Consider the following 18,332-nt stretch of genomic DNA (forward strand, 5'->3'; position numbering starts at 1 on the left):
CAATTAATAAAATGTAAAAAGAGAAATGAAAATTGATTTTTAATAAAAAGTTACATAATTTAAAAAGTATTTTCTCAAAAAATAAATTTTAATTAAATTTATGAAAAACCTTTTCAAAAAATAACTTTTGACGTGATGGATGGATTGCAATATTGCTTGGATAAGAATTATTGTAGGTTGGGCTTACCATGGAGAAACCCCCAACAAATACCTGTATATGTTGGGTTTCGTTCCTCAACCCAACCTACACAATTTCATTTTTTGGGCAAAGCCCGATTGGTATGAAAATAATCAAAATGTAACTTTCTTTAAAATTTGCTCTTGGTTATTTCTTTCAGGAATGCGTAATATTTAGTACTATTACTTAAACTTACTTAAGTATCACGTTATATTTTTTCTGAAATAATTACACTACACAAAATTTCTGACCGCTTGTTAGTTGAGCAAATTGTTATCGCCTCCTAACCAGCGCTCATTACTATACAACCTTAATTATCCAGGGAATATTTAACCATGAAAAAAATAAGCAGGCGTGAAGCGCTGAAGATTGCAGCGCTTGCGGGAGGTTCTCTTTTGCTTCCCGTGGGGCTTCAGTATCGGGGATATGCTCAAAGAACTGATGAAAGAGTTGAACCGTTTACACTTCCCTTCCATACACCACCCGTGTTAAACCCTGTAAGCAGTGATTCTACGACTGATTATTATCAAGTTGTCATGCAGAAGGCTCAAGTAGGAGTACTACCAGGGAGAACAACAGAGATTTGGGGCTACAACGGTATGTTTCCGGGTCCCACAATTAGACAAAGTAGAAATCGGCAATCAATTCTTAGGTATATCAACAATCTTGAGGTCCATACCTCAGTTCACTTGCATGGCATGCCATCGTTACCTCAGTACGATGGTTATGCTGAGGATTTGATTCCTCCGGGGTACTACAAGGATTATGTCTATCCCAATCCTACTTCTGCTATTTTGTGGTACCACGACCATGCCCTCGGTCAAACTTCTCGAAATGTCTATATGGGTTTGGCTGGAATGTATATTGTTCAAGATAATGAAGAGCTGAGTTTGCCACTCCCTAAAGGCGATCGCGATATTCCTCTGATTATTCACGATAAACAATTCGCGTCTAATGGCTCACTCATTTTTGACGACCAAGGACAGCACAGCTTAATGGGGGAAATCATTACAGTCAACGGTGTCCCTTGGCCTCGTATGGAAGTAGCAAACTGTAAATACCGTTTTCGAGTATTAAACGCATCAATTTCTCGCTCTTACAGGCTGGCTCTGAGTACAGGCGATGACTTTACCGTCATTGGAACGGATGCTGGATTAATGGCTGCACCAGTCAATACTCAAAATATGCGTCTTGCAATGGCAGAAAGATATGACGTAATCATGGATTTTTCTAGATATCCTATTGGAACTCAAGTTGTACTGCAAAATCTTGGGCTTCCCAACAACGATAATTTTGGAAACACGAATGTCATCATGCGCTTTGATGTAGTGCGTTCTGAAAGTGATAACAGTTCAATCCCCAATACACTACGCAATATTCAATTTCTACCGGAATCCTCAGCAGTACGAACTCGAAACTTCACATTTGACCATATAAATAGTGTGTGGGTCATTAATGGCAACGGTTGGAACGCAAATCGAGTAGATGCCAATCCACAACTAGAAGAGGTAGAAATTTGGAGGCTGCATAATCCTTCTGGTCTTTGGTTTCATCCAGTTCACCTTCACCTCATCGATGCTCAAATTCTCGATCGCAATGGGACACCACCTTTTCCTTACGAACGTGGTTTGAAGGATGTGTTCTATGTTGGTGAAAACGAAACAGTACGAATCATTGGCAGATTTAGACCTCACCTAGGTAAGTATATGTACCACTGCCACAACATGGTTCATGAAGACCACGATATGATGAGCCAATTTGAAGTAGGACAAGGTGGGATAAATCCGATGTCAGCCCCAGCACAACCTCTTTCATAAAGGATGAAGTATTAAGGGTAAAGGATGAAAAATGCATACTTCATCCTTTACCCTTCATATAGCAATCCTATTTGATTTATGAAATACATATAGGGTGGGCAATATCCACCCTACAGTCCTGTTTAGGTCTCTCACAATAAGGATGATTCATAAATTATGGGAAATTGATTATAGTTGAAATATTTGAATTAAGCGAGTGTTTAACTCTTGTAGTTGATTTGTTCCCAAATTACCAAGACGGCGGGTAATTAAATTTCGGTCTATGGTGACAAGTCGAGATACAATTACTTTAGAAGTCACTTTTAAACCCGTGTTGATCAACTCTGAATCTGAATCACCAATCAAAAATTCTTCTGGCTTCAAATTGGTTAAATTTTGAGAAGAAATAAAGCAGATAACAATATCATTACTACCTGTAGAACTAACCCACAGTACTACCGCAGGACGTAACTTAGTTTGACTTAAGTCAGTAAATGGGAAGGGTGCTAAAATCACATCTCCTTTTTTAAGAGGCATTAGACAGGTTCTCCGTCTTCTAAGGTATAAATATCTGGTTCATCATGCAAAAAATCAAACACGCTTCCCATTTCAGCTATTTTCATTATTTCTTGATTTGATGGTTCCGAATCATCAAATAATAGTTCTTGTGTCAATATTTTGCGTTCCTCTGGGGAAAGAGAACGAATAATTTCTATCAAAGTATTGACCAGTTTTATATTCATAGATTTTAGTTCCAATGTTTCCCTATCACTCATAATGACACATCACTTTTTTAACATAGGGCTTGTTGTAATATAGCATATTTCAATAAAATGTAAAAGGAATAACTTTTATTATCGCTCGCACTCCTTTATCTAAGAGAGCCTTCATGCTAATATCTAAATTAGCCTCTTGACGTACATTCATTAGTTCTTGCTTGTAAAAATCATCTATTTGAGCAACGAATTCGCCATTAATAATTTGAATTCCTAATACTTTGCTAATTGTAAGAAAGTCGAGAAAGCTAGCATTATGATAGTTTTTTTCTTCAAAAGCTTTAATTTGAGCGGGTGTGCGATCGCTTAATACTGCTAGCTCTTGTTGAGTCAGTTTAAAGGCAATTCTTGCTTTAATCAGTAAGTTAGGTAAATCGTTCATGTCTGAAATCTCAAGTACCAATGGGTTTGTGGGAGGGTGAGTAACTAATGTTTCATACTCGACAATTTCATCTATGAGTTTTTGTCGTAGTGCATTGTTAGAATCTTGGCTCAACTGCCAACTATCTGGGTCTTTTAATCGCTTTTCTACGTTAGTTCTTAATTATACTTGGTAAGCGTACATAGCTTCTTCATCCTTCATAAAACATTCACCCAAAAGTCAGCAGTATTAACTTTGCGATCGCGATTAAACTGAATCCAAAGTTTATATGTTCCTGGTTGCGGGAAAGTAGTCTTAAAAGCTATCTGTCCATCACCAGTCTCTTTAAGAGCATGAGCATGGATATAATCTGATGTTGAAAGTGGGTATGAGCTTTTTAAAATGACTAAATGCCCTTTTTCTCCCAAATACGGTTGTAAGCCCTTAACTGGTTGATTGTTTGCAGTTTGCTTAACATCAAACGTTAAGGTTACTTCTTTACCAGTCTTAGGAGTTGGTTCAGATAATTTTAACTTGACTTGAGTATCATTGAATATCTTGGTGGTGTTAAAATTTTCTAAATCTTTGGGAAGTGGAACAGAACCGGGAACATTCAGTGTCATGAGGGAAACTTGTTCTTTTTGTCCGGATGGTTTGTAATCACTAAAAATTTTATACTCACCAGCTGTGGGAAAAGTTGTATTAACCTCAAAGCGTCCATTTCCTTTATATTCGGGGTGAAGATGATTGAAAGAGTGCAAGTCATCCCTAACTACAATTAAGTGCATGGTCTTTTCTTGAAAAGTGTCAAAATTTGTTACGGCTTTTCCTTGAGAGTCTTGAATATCGATCGCTAAAGAGATAGGCTGATTCTGAGCCAGATTTTTAGTAGAAGCAGTTAATTTTGCCTGAGTTGTGGAGCTTCCTTCAGGATGCGTCTGTTCTGTTGAATGTCCTCTATGAGATGATGCTCCTCTTATGACAGAAGAACCACATGCAGAAGTTAATAACAAAACCGCGATTGCAACAATTCTTGTTAAGTAATATTTCATAAAAAATTCGTCATTTGTCATTTGTCATTCGTCATTTGTTAGTGGCTAGAAGTTATTTCCCCTTGTCTCCCTTGTCCTCCTTGTCCCCCATGTCCCCACTCCAAAAATCAGATCTCCGTAGGCTATTACCCAGCCATGATTTAAGGCGAGGCGTTGGTATCAGTATTCTTACGCTTTGCATGAGACCAAGAAAAGATGAAAATTCATAGGTTACCATTCCCGAATTTTTATTGATAGCACTGTGTTTCTAAGCTTAATGCTGTTTTTACATTTAGTTAGGTTTTTTTTCGACTGTGGAATTTTCTATGTTCGCGATTGCTTTTGGTACATCAAATTTAATAGAAGTATGGACACTATGGCATTCTGGCTCCTGGTCCTCAAGTGTTCTCAAAATCTTGGCTGCTATCATTTCAGTCGTTCTTGGTGTAAGGTTAGTCTCTGTATTACCTAAACCACAGACTTCCCCCGATCTATCTCAACTAGAAAAATTACGTGACGAACTGGAAGCACGATTTCAACAACAGATAGCGGATTTAATAGAACTTAATAAATCGCTGCAAGCAGAAATCACCGAATACAAGCAGAGGGTTGCATTTTTGCAGGAAAGCGAAGCACGCTTTCGCCTCATAGCATACACAGCCCCTGTTATGATTTGGGTGTCTGATATCGAAAGGCTTTGTAATTACTTCAATAAAGTTTGGCTGGAGTTTACTGGAAGAACAATTCAACAAGAAATTGGTTATGGCTGGTTGGAATCCGTTCATCCAGAGGATAAAGAACGCTGTTTTCTTACCCGTACTACAGCTTTTGATGCAAGGCTATGCTTTAAAATGGAGTACCGACTGAGACGAAAGGATGGTGAGTACCGTTGGATATTAGATACAGGTATCCCACACTATAGGTCGAATAACATCTTTGCGGGTTATATTGGCTCTTGCGTTGATATTACCGAACACAAGCAGGCAGAAGAACAGATCCAAGCATCTTTGCTAGAAAAAGACGTTCTTTTAAAGGAAATTTACCATAGAGTTAAAAATAATTTACAAGTCATTTCTAGTTTGCTGAATCTCCAGTCAGAGTATATTAAGGATAAAGATGACCTAGAAATATTCCAACAAAGCCAAATGCGAATTGAATCTATGGCTTTGATCCACCAAAAATTGTACCAATCGCAAGATTTGGCGAGGATTGACTTTGGGGAGTACATTCGAGATTTAGTAGCAAGTTTATTTAGTTCTTATGAAGTTAACACAAATGTGATTTCGCTCACAGTCAATGTCGAGCGTGTCTTATTAAGCTTAGATGCAGCTATCCCTTGTGGATTGATTATCACGGAACTTGTTTCTAATTCCTTAAAATATGCATTTCCTAAAGGTAGAACAGGAGAAATTTCGATACAACTTCAGGCAGAAAACAATATTTTGAACCTGAGAGTTTGTGACAACGGTGTTGGGTTACCAGCAGAAGTTGATTTAAAAAATACAACATCATTAGGATTACAGTTAGTAGATGCTTTAACCAATCAGTTATCAGGTGATATTAAAATAAATTACACTAATGGAGTCGAAGTGAAAATTACATTTCAGATGTTGGAGAAAAATTTAAATTGGAGAAAAAAATGACAATGAAAACAATTTTAGTTGTGGAAGATGAGGGAATAGTTGCTAAAGATTTACAAAAACGTTTGCTCAAGCTGAATTATCATGTACCTGCTATTGCCTCTTCAGGAGAAGAAGCCATCCAAATAGCTGAAAAAATTTATCCCGATCTCATATTAATGGATATTAGATTAAAAGGAAATATAGATGGTATTGAGGCAGCTAAAGAAATTCAATCTCATCTTGATATTCCAATTATCTATCTTACTGCCTACGCGGATGATAACACCTTGGAAAGAGCACGCTTAACAGAACCATTTGCTTATGTACTCAAACCTTTTAAAGAAAAAGAATTACACACAACGATTGAAATAGCTTTGAGCAAGCATCAGAAAGAAAGGCAACTCAAGGAAAATCAAAAAGGACTGGTGACTGCTGTAACTAGGATAAGTGATGGTTTGATTGTTTGCGATCGCCAACAGTTAGTCACGTTTATAAATCCTATCGCAGAGAAAATTACAGGATATCGGCAAGAAGAAGCATTTGGGAGGAATTTATCAGAAATCTTGAACATTGTTCCTATAAAAAGTCAATCGTTAAACAAAACGCTAACAGAATCTTTTCAAGAGGATCGAGTATTTTTATGGGAAGAAAAAACTCTAATTTCTCAAGATAAGCAAGAAATTCAAATAGAATATTGTACGACATCAATCAAAAACGATATAGGTAATATTATTGGCGCAATTGTCATTTTTCGAGATATGACAGAGCGAAATTTAGCAAGTGTTGCAAGCCAAAAGCATCTAGAACAAGAGCAAGTATTAGCGAAACTATCAGAAATCAATAAATTTAAAGACGAATTTTTATCTATTGTGTCTCACGAATTACGTGCTCCTCTATCTAATATTAGAATGGCAATTCAATTACTGCAAAATATGGGTATTGCCGAGCACGGTCAGCAGTATATCAATATACTGAAAGCAGAGTGCGATCGCGAGATGACGTTAATCAACGATTTGCTAGATTTACAGAAAGCAGAATTAGGAACAACTGGTCATTTCAATCCCGAACCATTGGAATTACAACCTTGGGTGCTCAACATCGTTGATGGGTTCTCCGCTCGCATTCATGAACATCAGCAAACTTTACGGCTGAATGTTCCCTCTGAAATACCACCCTTGATTTCTGATAACACTTGTTTAACACGAATCGTAGGAGAATTGTTGAACAATGCTTGTAAATACACTGCTACAGGTGGTGAAATTGCTGTTAGCATTCAGAACGATATTTCTACGTCCAATACTATTATTAGTATTAGTAATTCAACAGCAATTCCCCCCACAGCCTTACCAAAGATTTTTGATAAATTCTACCGGGTTCGCAGCCCTGAATTTAAAAAACAACCAGGTACTGGTTTGGGGCTAGCTTTAGCGCAAAAGCTGATCGAACAATTGCAAGGGACTATTGAAGTTGAAAGTCTTGATGGATGGACAACTTTTACCTTGAAATTGAGCAATTTACCAGTGACCAGTGACCAGTGACCAGTTAATTCTTACAGTTGAAACTAGGAGATTTGAATAATAAACCAATTTTGTATAATAAGGTTATATTTAAAGAAACTTCTCATATTACGTTCAAGGCTGATTTAATATGGCTGAAATGATTGCAATACCCGCAGAACTGACCTGCTTTAAGCTGCCTGATGCTGTTCAGCAGAGACTTCAATATCTTTTGGATCGCCAAGATACAGGTGAAGAATTGACGTTGACAGAAAGGCAAGAAGCCGCAGGATTAGTTGAACTAGCGGAATTTTTATCACTAATTCAACTAAGATCGCAACGAATTACAAAGTAAGTATTGTGATGTAAGTTTTTCATGTCAAAGATTCCTGAATTTTTACGGCAACTTGTCATTGAACGCGCTGGTAATCGTTGCGGGATGTTTACGTTATCGGACTAACACCAACAGGACGTGCAACAATTGATGCCCTTAATATGAATCGACCTACTATTCTAGCAATTCGTAAGGAAGAAGAATTTTTTGGACGTCATCCACCACAATCATAACATTACACAAATATTGGGTGCATCAAATTAAGTCCTTAAGAGAAAATAACCGTTGCCGTTCTAGTTCCTGAAGCCGCATTTTTTCAGCATAGAATGCCTGGTAATATGATTGCCATTTTTCTGGTTCAAGTTCTGCATTTGTTTGCTGCCAACGTTCCCAAAGGTGACGACAAAGCTTGTCTTTCATCACGTACTCCATAGAGGCAATTGCTGCTTGTATCAACTTCTCATGCCGTAATAAAATTTCTTTTTGAGTTTTTTCATTCAAATAAAATAAGTGAGATATTAATTTTGTTTCTTCAGGAAATTCCAAGCATCTATCTTGTACATATGATAATAACTCATTTTCTTTATCGGATGACACTTCCAAAATTTGTTGCCATAAAAATTGGTGGTGGGAAAGACTAAATAGTAAATCTTTCTCTTCTAGCGCTACAATAATAGATTGACGATATTCTTTATAGTGCAAGTATATTTGAAGTAATAAAGCCTCTGCCTGTTCTAACAAACCCCCTTCTGTAGTCAGTGTCAAGGCTTGACTAGAAATATATTTTTTTTGAGTAGCTGTAATTGGTTTTTTTTGTCCTATAACTGAAGATACGTTACCTAATAGAGTCTCTAAAGTTTCTTCTCGTGAACGTACAAGTCGGGCTTCTTCTAAACTAAGAATGTTTGCACAATAAGCGACATAATATTTACGTAATTCGTTATTCCCTATTTTTTGTAGCAAATTTACCATCCTCTGCGACACTTGCTGAAAGTCAGTTGCTTTCTTTAAGTCTCGGTTTTTTGTCATTTGCTGAATTTGCCAATCAAGCCAAAGAGGAGCATTGGCTAAAAGTTGTTTGTAGTCTTCTGGGCTACTTTTGAGTAAGTATTCGTCGGCGTCCTTGCCATCAGGTATGTTGAGAATTCTTAACTGAACTTCGCCACTGTATGCTAGTGCAGCAATTTCTCCTATGGCTTTTTCAGCAGCATTTGTTCCCGCCGCGTCAGCATCAAAATTCAGTATCAATTGTTTGGATTCTGTATAACGCAAGCAGGCGCGGACTTGTTCTAAACTCAGGGCTGTACCGAGGGAAGCAACAGCGTTGGTAATACCAGCCGCATGGAGAGCGATCGCATCAAAGTACCCCTCCACGACTACGACTCGATCTTGTTGAGAAATGGCTGCTTTCGCTTTATCCAGAGCAAATAAAGTTTTCCCTTTGAGAAAGACTTCTGATTCTGGGGAATTTAAATACTTTGGTTGATCGTCTCCTAAAGTTCTACCACCAAAACCAATAACGCGTCCGAGTACGTCGCAAATGGGAATCATGATGCGATCGCGAAACACGTCATAATAACCGTTTCCTTCCTTGCGAGGTTTAATCAAACCTGCTTTTTCTACCAGTTGTACGGGATAATTTTTATCGTTGACCAAATAACGGTAAAGAGTTTCCCAACCTGGAGGCGCGTATCCAAAACCAAAGTGTTGAATTGTTTCTGCTTTCAATTGGCGTTTGGATTGCAAATACTGCATTGCATTCTCTCCACTGCGCTTGAGAGCGTGCTGATAGAATTGTGCTGCTACAGCAAGGACTTCATACAGTTGCTCCCGTAGAGAAACCTGACGTTGCAATTCTTGCCATTGTTCGGGTTCTTGAGTTTTGACGGGTACTTGGTAACGCCGTGCTAAATCCAGCACAACTTCACTAAAAGAGCGCTTTTCCAAGTCCATCAGAAACTTAATGACATTTCCTCCAGCTTGACAGCCAAAACAGAAGTACATTTGTTTTGTTTGGCTGACAGTGAAGCTAGGGCTTTTTTCTGAGTGGAAGGGACACAAACCCAAGTAGTCTTTCCCGCGCTTGCGTAAGACAACGTGTTCTGATACCACATCATAGATATCAGCTCTGTGCTTAACTTCATCAATTGTATCTGGGTGCAAGCGGGGGATGTGCATTTGAAAATGGCTCATAGCTAATAGCTAATGGCTAATGGCAATTCACAATTAGCTATTAGCCATTAGCCATTAGCAATATTATATTCATTGGTGCGAAAGTGCGCTTGGCACGAAGAAGAAAATATCGTTATATAGGAAGCAGGACTAATTATGGGACGTATTTTTCTGTCAGCAGCTCATGGAGGTAAAGAAGCATCTGGTATCGATCCGGGTTCAATCGCCGGAGGGACTAATGAAGCAAAGGAAATGATTCTCCTGCGAGATACTATTGTTTCAGAACTCAGAGCGCGTAACTTTGAAGTTTTGGCAGTTCCCGATGATTTGAGTGCTCAGCAAACCATAACTTGGATCAATTCCCGTGCTCGTCAAAATGATGTTGCTCTAGAAATTCATTGTGATGCAGCCAGCAATCCCTCTGTACGTGGTGCTAGTGTCTTTTATATTACAAATAATGAAGACCGCAAGAGCCACGCCGAATTATTGCTTGTAGGGCTACTGCGTCGCGTTCCTCAATTGCCTAACAGGGGGGTCAAGTCAGATGCAATGTCAGGAATGGGAAGTTTGACATTTTGTCGGCAAACATCTGTTCCTTCTTTATTGATGCAAGTTGGTTTTCTCTCCAGTCCGGACGATCGCACTTTGCTGCAAACTCGCCGTCGTGATTTTGCTGCGGGAATTGCTGATGGGCTAGTTTCTTGGAGTCGGGAAGTTGACCCTGGTAAAGAAAGTGTACAAGAACAAGCAACTTATCAAGCGATTAATATTAATATTAACAGACAAAATTACTCAGAGCAAGGAATACTCATCAACGGTAATGCCTACATTCCCATTGATTTAGTTGACCGTTTGCGAATTGATTTGTCTAAAGCACCTAATATCCGTCGTGTCAATTATCGCCGAGTTGTATATGTAAAAGCTGTTGAACTGCGTGAGTTTAGTATTGCAATTTCTTGGGAAGCCAGCAGTCGCACTTTATCCCTACGCTCAATATTGCCAATTTGCCCCGGTCAAATTGACAGAATTATGTCACATGGTAATGCGTCAGAAGTGCAGTTGCAAATATTTTTAAGAAATAACAATGAAAATGCCATAGTGCAGTTTCCCGACTTACCAAAACTCTATAGGGAAGAAGCTGCGATCGAGGGGGTAAATTATGATATTGCTTTTTGCCAAATGTGTTTGGAAACTGAGTTTTTACAATTTGGTGGTGATATAAAATCCGAACAAAATAATTTTGCTGGGTTGGGTACTATTGGTGGAGGTGCAGAAGCTGCATCATTTGAAAGTGCTAGAATTGGTGTCCGGGCGCATATCCAACATTTGAAAGCCTACGCCAGTTTGGAACCTTTAGTGCAAGAAGTCGTAGATCCGCGATTTCGGTTTGTGACAAGAGGTATTGCTTCAACAATTGACCAGCTATCAGGAAGGTGGTCAGCAGATTTGGACTACGGGAATAAGATTATGGCTATGCTCAAACGACTCTATGAATCAGCAGGGTTACTGTAAGTGTTGCAGCTTGCGCCAAAACCAATTATGCATTAATTATTAATGTATTCATTTAATGTTGGAGTGCATGGTTGAGTTTGTTATCTGATGAGGAAATCTATGAAGAAGTCGGTAAGATAGTTACGAAATTTGAATTACTGGAGTGTTATGAATGTGCAGAAGCAGTTATGCAATGGTTAAACGACAATGGTATTGAGGGGAAAGTTATCAGGTTGAAAACTAAATATAGAGATGAAGATTTTATTCTCAGTGACAGATTAATGCGTCAGGAGAAGGAGGTAGGTATGAGTGGTGGATTGTATGAAATTTTGGAAAAAATTAGAGTTAGACCTGGGATGTATATTGGTAGAGCTTCTGTCACTGTCCTGTTCGATTTTTTAGTTGGTTATAAAACAGCCAGGAGAGAATTAGGCATTGAACTGACTAATGAAGATGCTGATTTTTGCGAGCATTTTCATGAATTTGTCGAAAGAAAGCATCATTTACGTACTTCTAACTCTTGGGCGAAGATAATCATGCTGTATTGTCATCATGAGAAAGATGGTTTTGATAATTTCTATAAGTTGTTAGATGAGTTTAAAAACCGAGATAAAAGTTTAGATACAAAAGAAAAAGTAGCTCCTATGAAAATAGATGCACCAGACACGGTGACAAGGTGACCGAGTCATTCGTAATTATGAATTCATTAATTACGAATTAATGAATTTGCGAACGCTACTGGCAAGCGTGGATGCGATCGCCAAATGGACGCTCAAAATATCAAATTTCCATTTCCCTAAATGCTTTATTTGTAGCTAAACTTAAGCTAATGGAAGATATTGGAAAAGCCATAAGACTAGATGATGCAAATTACTGTTGAGGTATCTGAGGAGCTAGGGCGACAATTACAGCAGTTCCAAGACCGCTTACCAGAGGTAGTAGAGCGTGGTCTCCAAGAGTTGCTAAGCGAACAGTTGTCTGGCAATTTTGTTGATGAGAAAGAGATCGTCGCGTTGTTGGCGAGTCAACCCACTCCAGAGCAAATTCTGGCGATCGAACCCTCACCAGAATTTCAAACTCGTGTCAGCGATTTGCTAGCACAAAGTAAAGCAGGAAACTTGAGCGCGAAAGGTGAAGCCAAGTTAGAGCGCTATTTAACTATAGAACACCTTGTCCGTCTCGCAAAAGCCCGTGCATTCGCGCAATTAAGTTACAAGAACGGGGAAGGCTGATTTCAGCAGGTCAGTATTCTTAAAACTATGAAATCCGGAGGGAACAATGCTTAAAAGTTATGAAGCTATTTTTGAAAACGGTCAGATTAAATGGCTAACTTCAGAGCCGAAAGTATCATCTGCTCGTGTGATTGTGACAATTCTGGAGGATACCACACCACCAATAAAGCGTCGGACTCCCCCTGCTTCCATCGCAGGTAAAGGTAGAACCTTAGGCGATCTGGTTAGCCCTATCATTGAAGAACAGGATTGGGAATGTCTCAAGTAATTATTCTCGATACCCATATCTGGATTTGGTTTATCAACCAAGAGTTCGAGCGATTTCCAACGCACTGGCGAGAAATTATCGAAACTGCTGACTTAGTGGGTATTTCGCCAGTATCCTGCTATGAAGTTGCTCTCGCGCAACAACGAGGACGACTGGAATTACCTTGCACAGCCGATCTCTGGTTTCAGATGGCTTTGGAACCAACTGGCATTACATTGTTGCCACTGACTGCTGAAATTGCTTACTTAGCAGTCAGCTTATCTCCTGTTCACAAAGACCCTTTTGATCGCTTGATTATCGCAACAGCATTAGATTATAAAGCGAAGCTAGCCAGTATTGACGGCTTGTTTTCTCAGTATCCAGAGATCGATACTCTCTTAATGAAGTAGGGTTCATTAATCTCAAGTACCAGATTTAAATATCTCCTTGTATACTGTAAACGGCTAACAACTGTTCTTTTTCGGAATGGCGTTTTTGACCAATGATGCAGCTTTGAAGCGGGTGACGGAGTTAAGGGTTTTGGTAGTGTGTGAGTTGGAAAGCGAGAACTCGTAATTACGCTAAGAGCGATCGCACATACAAAAACGTTTTTTGGGTAATACCAGTCATAACTGCATAAGTTGAATTTGTTGACAGGTATAAACATATAAGGAGCCTCTCCTCGCTTAACTAACCTTCAGCAAATTGGAGAAAATAAATGCATATCAATCGACTTATGTCAATTGATAAGATTCGGAAAACAGAATGCGATCACGAAATTCTGTAGAGACTACTCCCTTTCCGCCCGAAGATTACCTATTTAAATGAACCGCAAAGACGCAAAGAGCGCGAAGAAAGAGGAAAAGCAGATCGGTAATCTTATAGCGGGAAGGGAGTAAGCATGGCACATCTTTACGTATGACACGTGGCAAGTATTTCTGAAATTGGTATAACTTATCTTAAGTTTGTACTTAGACTTGGGTTAAGTACAGGCACAATTGACCGACAAACATACAACAGCAACAGCAAGCAGTTATTTTTATTGGTGCGCCTATGACTTCCAAACCCAACCCAAAACCAAAACGCCATCGAGGTATTATCCTCACTCTGCAAGGATGGCATAAACTGCAACAAGCGAAGCAGGTGGTTGAAACAAACAAAAATTGGGGGCGGCGGTTTACCATTGAGCAACTTAGCGAACAAACAGGGCTGTCACTCCGTACCATTTCTCGCATCCTCAATCGCGACGCAGGGGTTGACAAGCAATCACTAGAGTACTTTATGAAAGCCTTTGGGTTGGAGTTAACTAAAGGAGACTTCGCCCGCCCTATCTCCCCAATTGAGGAACTTGTAGCCAGACAAAGCAACCCACAGCACGACTGGGGGGAAGCAGTGGATGTGTCTGTGTTTTATGGTCGGACTGAAGAACTCATGCAGTTACAGCAGTGGGTGTTGTCAGACCATTGCCGTTTGGTGGGATTGCTGGGAATCGGTGGTATTGGCAAAACTACCTTAGCTGTGAAGTTGGCACGGCACGTTCAAGCCAAGTTTAAAATAGTGGTATGGCGATCGCTCCAGAATGCTCCACTGTTAGAGGAGTTACTCGAAGACTTGTTGCGATCGATCTTACAGGTGCGTCGAGAAGATCCAGTTATACCTAGTAGCTGGGAAGGGAAATTATCCAAATTTATGGAGTGCTTGCGATCGCAACGCTGTCTGCTAATTTTAGATAATGTGGAGACAATTTTAAGCGGTGCAGGTCATGCGGGGGAGTATCGAGAGGGTTATGAAGGATACAGTCAGTTGTTTAAGTGTATTGGAGAGTCACTTCATGCCAGTTGCTTAATTATCACCAGTCGGGAAAAGCCGAGAGAAATTGCGTTACTAGAAGGTGAAGAGCAAAAAGTCCAATCCCTGCAACTAAAAGGATTGACACCAGACGAAGGGCGAGATTTGTTGAAACATAAAGGGCAGTTTACAGGTACGGATGCCGAATGGAGCCTACTGATAGAACATTATGGAGGTAATCCTTTAGCACTCAAGCAGGTAGCCGCAGGAATTCAAGAATTATTTGACGGTTCTATTACTGAGTTGTTGGAGTATATAGAACAAGGGGGAACCGTCTTTGACGACATCCGCGATTTGCTCGAATGCCAGTATAATCGATTGTCTGAATTTGAGCAGGAGGCAATACTCTGGCTAGCAATTAATCGAGAACCTGTATCCCTCGTAGAGTTGGCTAAGGACGTGGTGACACCTGTGTCAAAACGCGGACTGCCAGAAGCTATTAGATCTTTGTTACGACGTTCCTTGATAGAAAAAGCAGGAAAGCAGTTTTCTCTGCAACCAGTGGTATCAGAGTATATCACGGAAAAGTTAATTGAGCAAGTGAGTGAAGAAATTGTAACCGCAGATGCACGCAGATGGACGCAGATAGAACGGAAAAATATCTACGTGCGTCCGCTACAGGTTGCGGTTCAAAAATTCTTGCTCCAAACTCACGCCATAATGAAGGCGACGGCGAAAGACTACGTGCGCGAAACACAAAAGCGGTTAATCGTGCAACCAGTTGTGGAGCGGTTGTTAACTGAGTTAGGCAGCCAGCAAGCCCTTGAGCAGCAGTTAAGATATCTATTGAAGCAGCTACAGGAAAAAGCACCGTTACAGCAGGGATATACAGGAGGTAATCTCCTCAATTTACTGGCGTATTTGAAAACAGATGTGCGGGGGTATGATTTCTCAAATCTCACCATTTGGCAAGCTGACTTACGGCGACTGAATTTGGCTGGAGCTAACTTCCACAATGCATATCTAGCCAAGTCTGTATTTGCCGAAACCCTAAGTAATGTTATATCTGTAGCATTTAATCAAGATGGTAATTTGTTATCTATAGATAATGAAGGTCAGATGTGTATATGGCGGATGGAGGATTGCCAACGCCTTTTAACGCTGAAAGTACAGAGTAGCTCTACATCGACAGTTGCTTTCAATCCCAATGGCAGTATTTTAGCAAGTACTAGTGATGATAATGCTGTTCGATTATGGGATACTCAAATAAGTGAATGTGTTGGAGTGTTACAAGGTCACACTGTGCTGGTCTTTTCCCTGTCTTGGAGTCCTGATGGTGACATTTTAGCAAGTGGTAGTTCCGATCGCACGATTCGTTTGTGGGATGTGCATACAGGTCACTGTTTGAGAACATTACAGGGTCATACTGATGGTGTATCGGCGCTCAGCTTTAGTTCAGATGGTCAAATTTTAGCGAGTGCCTGTGTTGACTCCTTAATTCGGTTGTGGGATGTTAGTAACGGTGAGTGTTGTAAAGTCATGCAGGGTCACTCCCGTACCATACGCTCATTGCGCTTCAGTCCAGATGGTAGTATCTTAGCAAGTGGCAGTGACGATTGCTCAATTCGGTTGTGGGATCGGAAGACAGGCAAGTGCTTAAAAGTTTTGGAAGGTCACATTGATATAGTTCAGTCACTGGCTTGGAGTCCAGATAGCCACACTCTAGCGAGTGGGAGTTATGACTGTTCTCTTCGGTTATGGGATGTGCAACAAGGTCGGTGTCTAAAAATTTTGCAGGAACATACAAGCACAATTTGGTGGGTGGCTTGGAGTCCCGATGGTTTAATTCTAGCCAGTGGTAGTAACGACTCTAGCGTGCGATTGTGGGATGTGCAACAAGCTAGGTGTTTTAAAATATTGCAAGGGCAATCCAAGTCGATACGCTCAGTAGCATGGAGTCCCGATGGTCTAACTGTAGCAAGTGGCAGTGATGACTCCATTGCTAGGTTGTGGGATGTCCGTGAAGGCAAATGTTTGAAGGAGTTACACGCACACACCCGTAACGGGGGATTGGCAATCAGTTATCCACGCGCCAAATCTGTTAACAGCCTAAATCATCAGCTTTTAGCAACTGGCTCTTCAAATGGCACACTAAAGTTATGGGATACTAAGACAGGTGAAGTTTTAAAAGTTTTAACGGGTCATTTATCTGTAGTGTGGGAAGTATGTTGGAGCCCGGATGGTCGCACCATAGCAAGTTGCAGCAATGACGGTACAGTCAGGGTGTGGGATACTGAGACAGGTGAAGCATTGAGAGTGTTGCACGGTCATACAAACTGGGTGACTTCAGTATGTTACGCATCTACTAAGGGTTTCAGTAACAGCCCAGATGCTCTGCTCCTGGCAAGTTGCAGTCTTGACGGCTCAATTCGCTTATGGGATTCTGGAACAGGTGATTGTTTAAAAATATTGCAATATGGTACAAATCATATACTGTTTACACTGAGTTTTTCTCCAGATAATTGCCAGATAGCAAGTGGTAGTGATGAAGGTTTGATTTACTTGTGGGATGTAGAGCAAGGTAAGTGCTGTTTGGTATTAAGCGGTCATAAAAATCGCGTTTGGTCTGTATGTTGGAGTCCGTGTGGTCGCACTTTGGCAAGCGGTTCTCAAGATGGAACAGTTCGGTTGTGGGATGTGGAGCAAGGAAAGTGTCTTAAGGTGTTGCAGGGACATACAAATGAGGTCTGGTCGGTGTCATGGAGTACGGATGGACACAGCTTGGTTAGTGGTAGTACGGATGAGACTGTTAAGTTTTGGGATGTGAGAACAGGTGAGTGTAGAAGAACATTGAAATGCGATCGTCTTTACGAGGGAATGAATATTAGGGGGGCGACTGGGTTAAATCAAGCACAGAAGGCAACGCTGAGGGCGTTAGGGGCGGTGGGCGGTTAGAGACAGCCTGCTACTTGTGTTTTGTGATTTGATTAAACTTAAATATACATCCTAGAATCGCACTTCGATTTTGGATTAGATAACTTAGTCCTCCAGCAACAATTGCTCCCACGAACCCACAAAATAGACTAAAAATTAGTGATTGAGTCAATGGATGCAGATGGCTACTCATGAAAGGTGGCAAAATCGGCTGATTTGGCTGCTGAGGAATAATATAAGGAGCAGTACTAGAACCAATTCCTGCTGCACCCAAGCCAACACCTACTATTGCAATGGTGGTTTGCAGATCCCGATCGCGTATTTTGTCAAGGAAGAGGCACCTTTGCAGGGCGCAGGGAGCGGAGGGAAACCCCACAAATAAATTTGGGGCTTGAATGGGGATGAGGGGTTTGGGAGCAGTTCCACGAATAAATTCGGGGGCTTGAGACCGATTGCATGGGCGCGGGGGCTTCCCCAAAGACGGATTTTCCTCCCTCCCCCTGCAAAGGTGCCCCCTGCACCCCTGCATGGTTCGGTCAGTCTCCTCTTTTTGATGGAGAAGATCTTGGGTAATGCGATCGCTCTCTGTTTGTTCTATTTCTACCCGTCCCTGAATAGCTGTCATTGCTTTTTCGAGTAAAGCAGCACCGTTTTGAAAATAGCGTAAATCTGCTTGAATTTGTTCTGTCAAAATACGGCTATCCTCATCAGCAAAACGAGTCAGGAAGCTAAGGTTTTCAGATGGAAGTCGGCTTTGAAGACATACAATTTCTCGTCTATAATTTTGTGTATTAATTTCAATTGTTAACTGATAGTTGTTTAGTTCATTGATTAATTCTGAATATAATAAGTATTTTTGTGGTAAATCTTTTAG

At 40.4% G+C, this 18,332-nt stretch carries 16 protein-coding genes and 1 pseudogene; 11 read left to right on the top strand and 6 right to left on the bottom strand.

Annotation, left to right across the window (positions count from 1 at the left end):
- Window positions 1-513 precede the first annotated feature (513 nt).
- Complete coding sequence (locus F7734_RS54760) at window positions 514-1,995, top strand: multicopper oxidase family protein (RefSeq protein WP_155752601.1); 1,482 nt, start codon at window positions 514-516, stop codon at window positions 1,993-1,995.
- Between the two features lie 168 nt (window positions 1,996-2,163).
- Here the strand turns inward: F7734_RS54760 and F7734_RS54765 are convergent, their stop codons facing one another.
- From F7734_RS54765 to F7734_RS54780, 4 genes are all read right to left on the bottom strand, one after another.
- Window positions 2,164-2,511: a type II toxin-antitoxin system PemK/MazF family toxin gene (locus F7734_RS54765; RefSeq protein WP_155752602.1), complete on the bottom strand. Its 348-nt coding sequence runs from the start codon at window positions 2,509-2,511 to the stop codon at window positions 2,164-2,166.
- Entirely contained in the window at window positions 2,511-2,717 is a 207-nt protein-coding gene (locus tag F7734_RS54770; RefSeq protein WP_243147577.1) for a hypothetical protein, read from the bottom strand. Before F7734_RS54770 ends, F7734_RS54765 begins: the two co-directional genes overlap by 1 nt.
- An 82-nt stretch (window positions 2,718-2,799) precedes the next feature.
- On the bottom strand, window positions 2,800-3,246 hold the full coding sequence (locus F7734_RS54775) for a helix-turn-helix transcriptional regulator (RefSeq protein WP_155752604.1): 447 nt from the start codon (window positions 3,244-3,246) through the stop codon (window positions 2,800-2,802).
- A gap of 83 nt (window positions 3,247-3,329) precedes the next feature.
- The gene (locus tag F7734_RS54780) at window positions 3,330-4,184 is read right to left on the bottom strand and encodes a hypothetical protein (RefSeq protein ID WP_243147578.1); all 855 of its coding nucleotides are present in this window, start codon (window positions 4,182-4,184) and stop codon (window positions 3,330-3,332) included.
- A 284-nt stretch (window positions 4,185-4,468) separates the two neighbouring features.
- Between F7734_RS54780 and F7734_RS54785 the strand changes: the two genes are divergently transcribed.
- The 4 genes from F7734_RS54785 (at window position 4,469) to F7734_RS65890 (ending at window position 7,827) form a co-directional block, all read left to right on the top strand.
- Window positions 4,469-5,785 carry a histidine kinase dimerization/phosphoacceptor domain -containing protein gene (locus tag F7734_RS54785; RefSeq protein WP_155752605.1) on the top strand — a complete coding sequence of 439 codons (1,317 nt, stop codon included), beginning with the start codon at window positions 4,469-4,471 and terminating at the stop codon, window positions 5,783-5,785.
- On the top strand, window positions 5,782-7,302 hold the full coding sequence (locus F7734_RS54790) for a response regulator (protein WP_155752606.1): 1,521 nt from the start codon (window positions 5,782-5,784) through the stop codon (window positions 7,300-7,302). The genes F7734_RS54785 and F7734_RS54790 overlap by 4 nt, the downstream gene beginning before the upstream one ends.
- A 109-nt stretch (window positions 7,303-7,411) precedes the next feature.
- Window positions 7,412-7,615 carry a hypothetical protein gene (locus F7734_RS54795; RefSeq protein ID WP_155752607.1) on the top strand — a complete coding sequence of 68 codons (204 nt, stop codon included), beginning with the start codon at window positions 7,412-7,414 and terminating at the stop codon, window positions 7,613-7,615.
- Window positions 7,616-7,692: 77 nt separating this feature from the next.
- On the top strand, window positions 7,693-7,827 hold the full coding sequence (locus F7734_RS65890; protein ID WP_279239889.1) for a hypothetical protein: 135 nt from the start codon (window positions 7,693-7,695) through the stop codon (window positions 7,825-7,827).
- Window positions 7,828-7,849: 22 nt separating this feature from the next.
- Here the strand turns inward: F7734_RS65890 and dnaG are convergent, their stop codons facing one another.
- Window positions 7,850-9,772 (bottom strand): DNA primase, encoded by a 1,923-nt coding sequence (dnaG, locus tag F7734_RS54805; protein ID WP_155752614.1) that lies wholly within the window; start codon window positions 9,770-9,772, stop codon window positions 7,850-7,852.
- 150 nt (window positions 9,773-9,922) lie between these two features.
- Here dnaG and F7734_RS54810 point away from each other — a divergent pair, with 150 nt between their 5' ends.
- From F7734_RS54810 to F7734_RS54840, 6 genes are all read left to right on the top strand, one after another.
- Complete coding sequence (locus tag F7734_RS54810) at window positions 9,923-11,278, top strand: N-acetylmuramoyl-L-alanine amidase (RefSeq protein ID WP_155752608.1); 1,356 nt, start codon at window positions 9,923-9,925, stop codon at window positions 11,276-11,278.
- 71 nt (window positions 11,279-11,349) lie between these two features.
- The gene (locus tag F7734_RS66565) at window positions 11,350-11,937 is read left to right on the top strand and encodes a papain fold toxin domain-containing protein (RefSeq protein WP_155752609.1); all 588 of its coding nucleotides are present in this window, start codon (window positions 11,350-11,352) and stop codon (window positions 11,935-11,937) included.
- 180 nt (window positions 11,938-12,117) lie between these two features.
- Window positions 12,118-12,489 (top strand): hypothetical protein, encoded by a 372-nt coding sequence (locus tag F7734_RS54820; protein WP_243147579.1) that lies wholly within the window; start codon window positions 12,118-12,120, stop codon window positions 12,487-12,489.
- Window positions 12,490-12,535: 46 nt separating this feature from the next.
- Window positions 12,536-12,757, top strand: coding sequence for a hypothetical protein (locus tag F7734_RS54825; protein WP_155752610.1), 222 nt, complete (start codon window positions 12,536-12,538; stop codon window positions 12,755-12,757).
- Window positions 12,745-13,146, top strand: coding sequence for a type II toxin-antitoxin system VapC family toxin (locus F7734_RS54830; protein WP_155752611.1), 402 nt, complete (start codon window positions 12,745-12,747; stop codon window positions 13,144-13,146). The genes F7734_RS54825 and F7734_RS54830 overlap by 13 nt, the downstream gene beginning before the upstream one ends.
- A 643-nt stretch (window positions 13,147-13,789) precedes the next feature.
- Window positions 13,790-17,479, top strand: a complete 3,690-nt coding sequence (locus F7734_RS54840) for a WD40 repeat domain-containing protein (RefSeq protein ID WP_155752612.1) — start codon at window positions 13,790-13,792, stop codon at window positions 17,477-17,479.
- 10 nt (window positions 17,480-17,489) lie between these two features.
- Here F7734_RS54840 and F7734_RS61480 read toward each other — a convergent pair.
- Window positions 17,490-18,332 (bottom strand): annotated as a pseudogene (locus F7734_RS61480) (hypothetical protein); the annotation flags it as partial.

Source organism: Scytonema sp. UIC 10036 (genome assembly GCF_009725235.1).

Coding starts and splice junctions, on each gene's coding strand:
- F7734_RS54760 (WP_155752601.1), top strand. CDS start 514: ATGAAAAAAATAAGCAGGCGTGAAGCGCTGAAGATTGCAGCGCTTGCG.
- F7734_RS54765 (WP_155752602.1), bottom strand. CDS start 2,511: ATGCCTCTTAAAAAAGGAGATGTGATTTTAGCACCCTTCCCATTTACT.
- F7734_RS54770 (WP_243147577.1), bottom strand. CDS start 2,717: ATGAATATAAAACTGGTCAATACTTTGATAGAAATTATTCGTTCTCTT.
- F7734_RS54780 (WP_243147578.1), bottom strand. CDS start 4,184: ATGACAAATGACGAATTTTTTATGAAATATTACTTAACAAGAATTGTT.
- F7734_RS54785 (WP_155752605.1), top strand. CDS start 4,469: ATGTTCGCGATTGCTTTTGGTACATCAAATTTAATAGAAGTATGGACA.
- F7734_RS54790 (WP_155752606.1), top strand. CDS start 5,782: ATGACAATGAAAACAATTTTAGTTGTGGAAGATGAGGGAATAGTTGCT.
- F7734_RS54795 (WP_155752607.1), top strand. CDS start 7,412: ATGGCTGAAATGATTGCAATACCCGCAGAACTGACCTGCTTTAAGCTG.
- dnaG (WP_155752614.1), bottom strand. CDS start 9,772: ATGCACATCCCCCGCTTGCACCCAGATACAATTGATGAAGTTAAGCAC.
- F7734_RS54810 (WP_155752608.1), top strand. CDS start 9,923: ATGGGACGTATTTTTCTGTCAGCAGCTCATGGAGGTAAAGAAGCATCT.
- F7734_RS54820 (WP_243147579.1), top strand. CDS start 12,118: ATGATGCAAATTACTGTTGAGGTATCTGAGGAGCTAGGGCGACAATTA.
- F7734_RS54825 (WP_155752610.1), top strand. CDS start 12,536: ATGCTTAAAAGTTATGAAGCTATTTTTGAAAACGGTCAGATTAAATGG.
- F7734_RS54830 (WP_155752611.1), top strand. CDS start 12,745: ATGTCTCAAGTAATTATTCTCGATACCCATATCTGGATTTGGTTTATC.
- F7734_RS54840 (WP_155752612.1), top strand. CDS start 13,790: ATGACTTCCAAACCCAACCCAAAACCAAAACGCCATCGAGGTATTATC.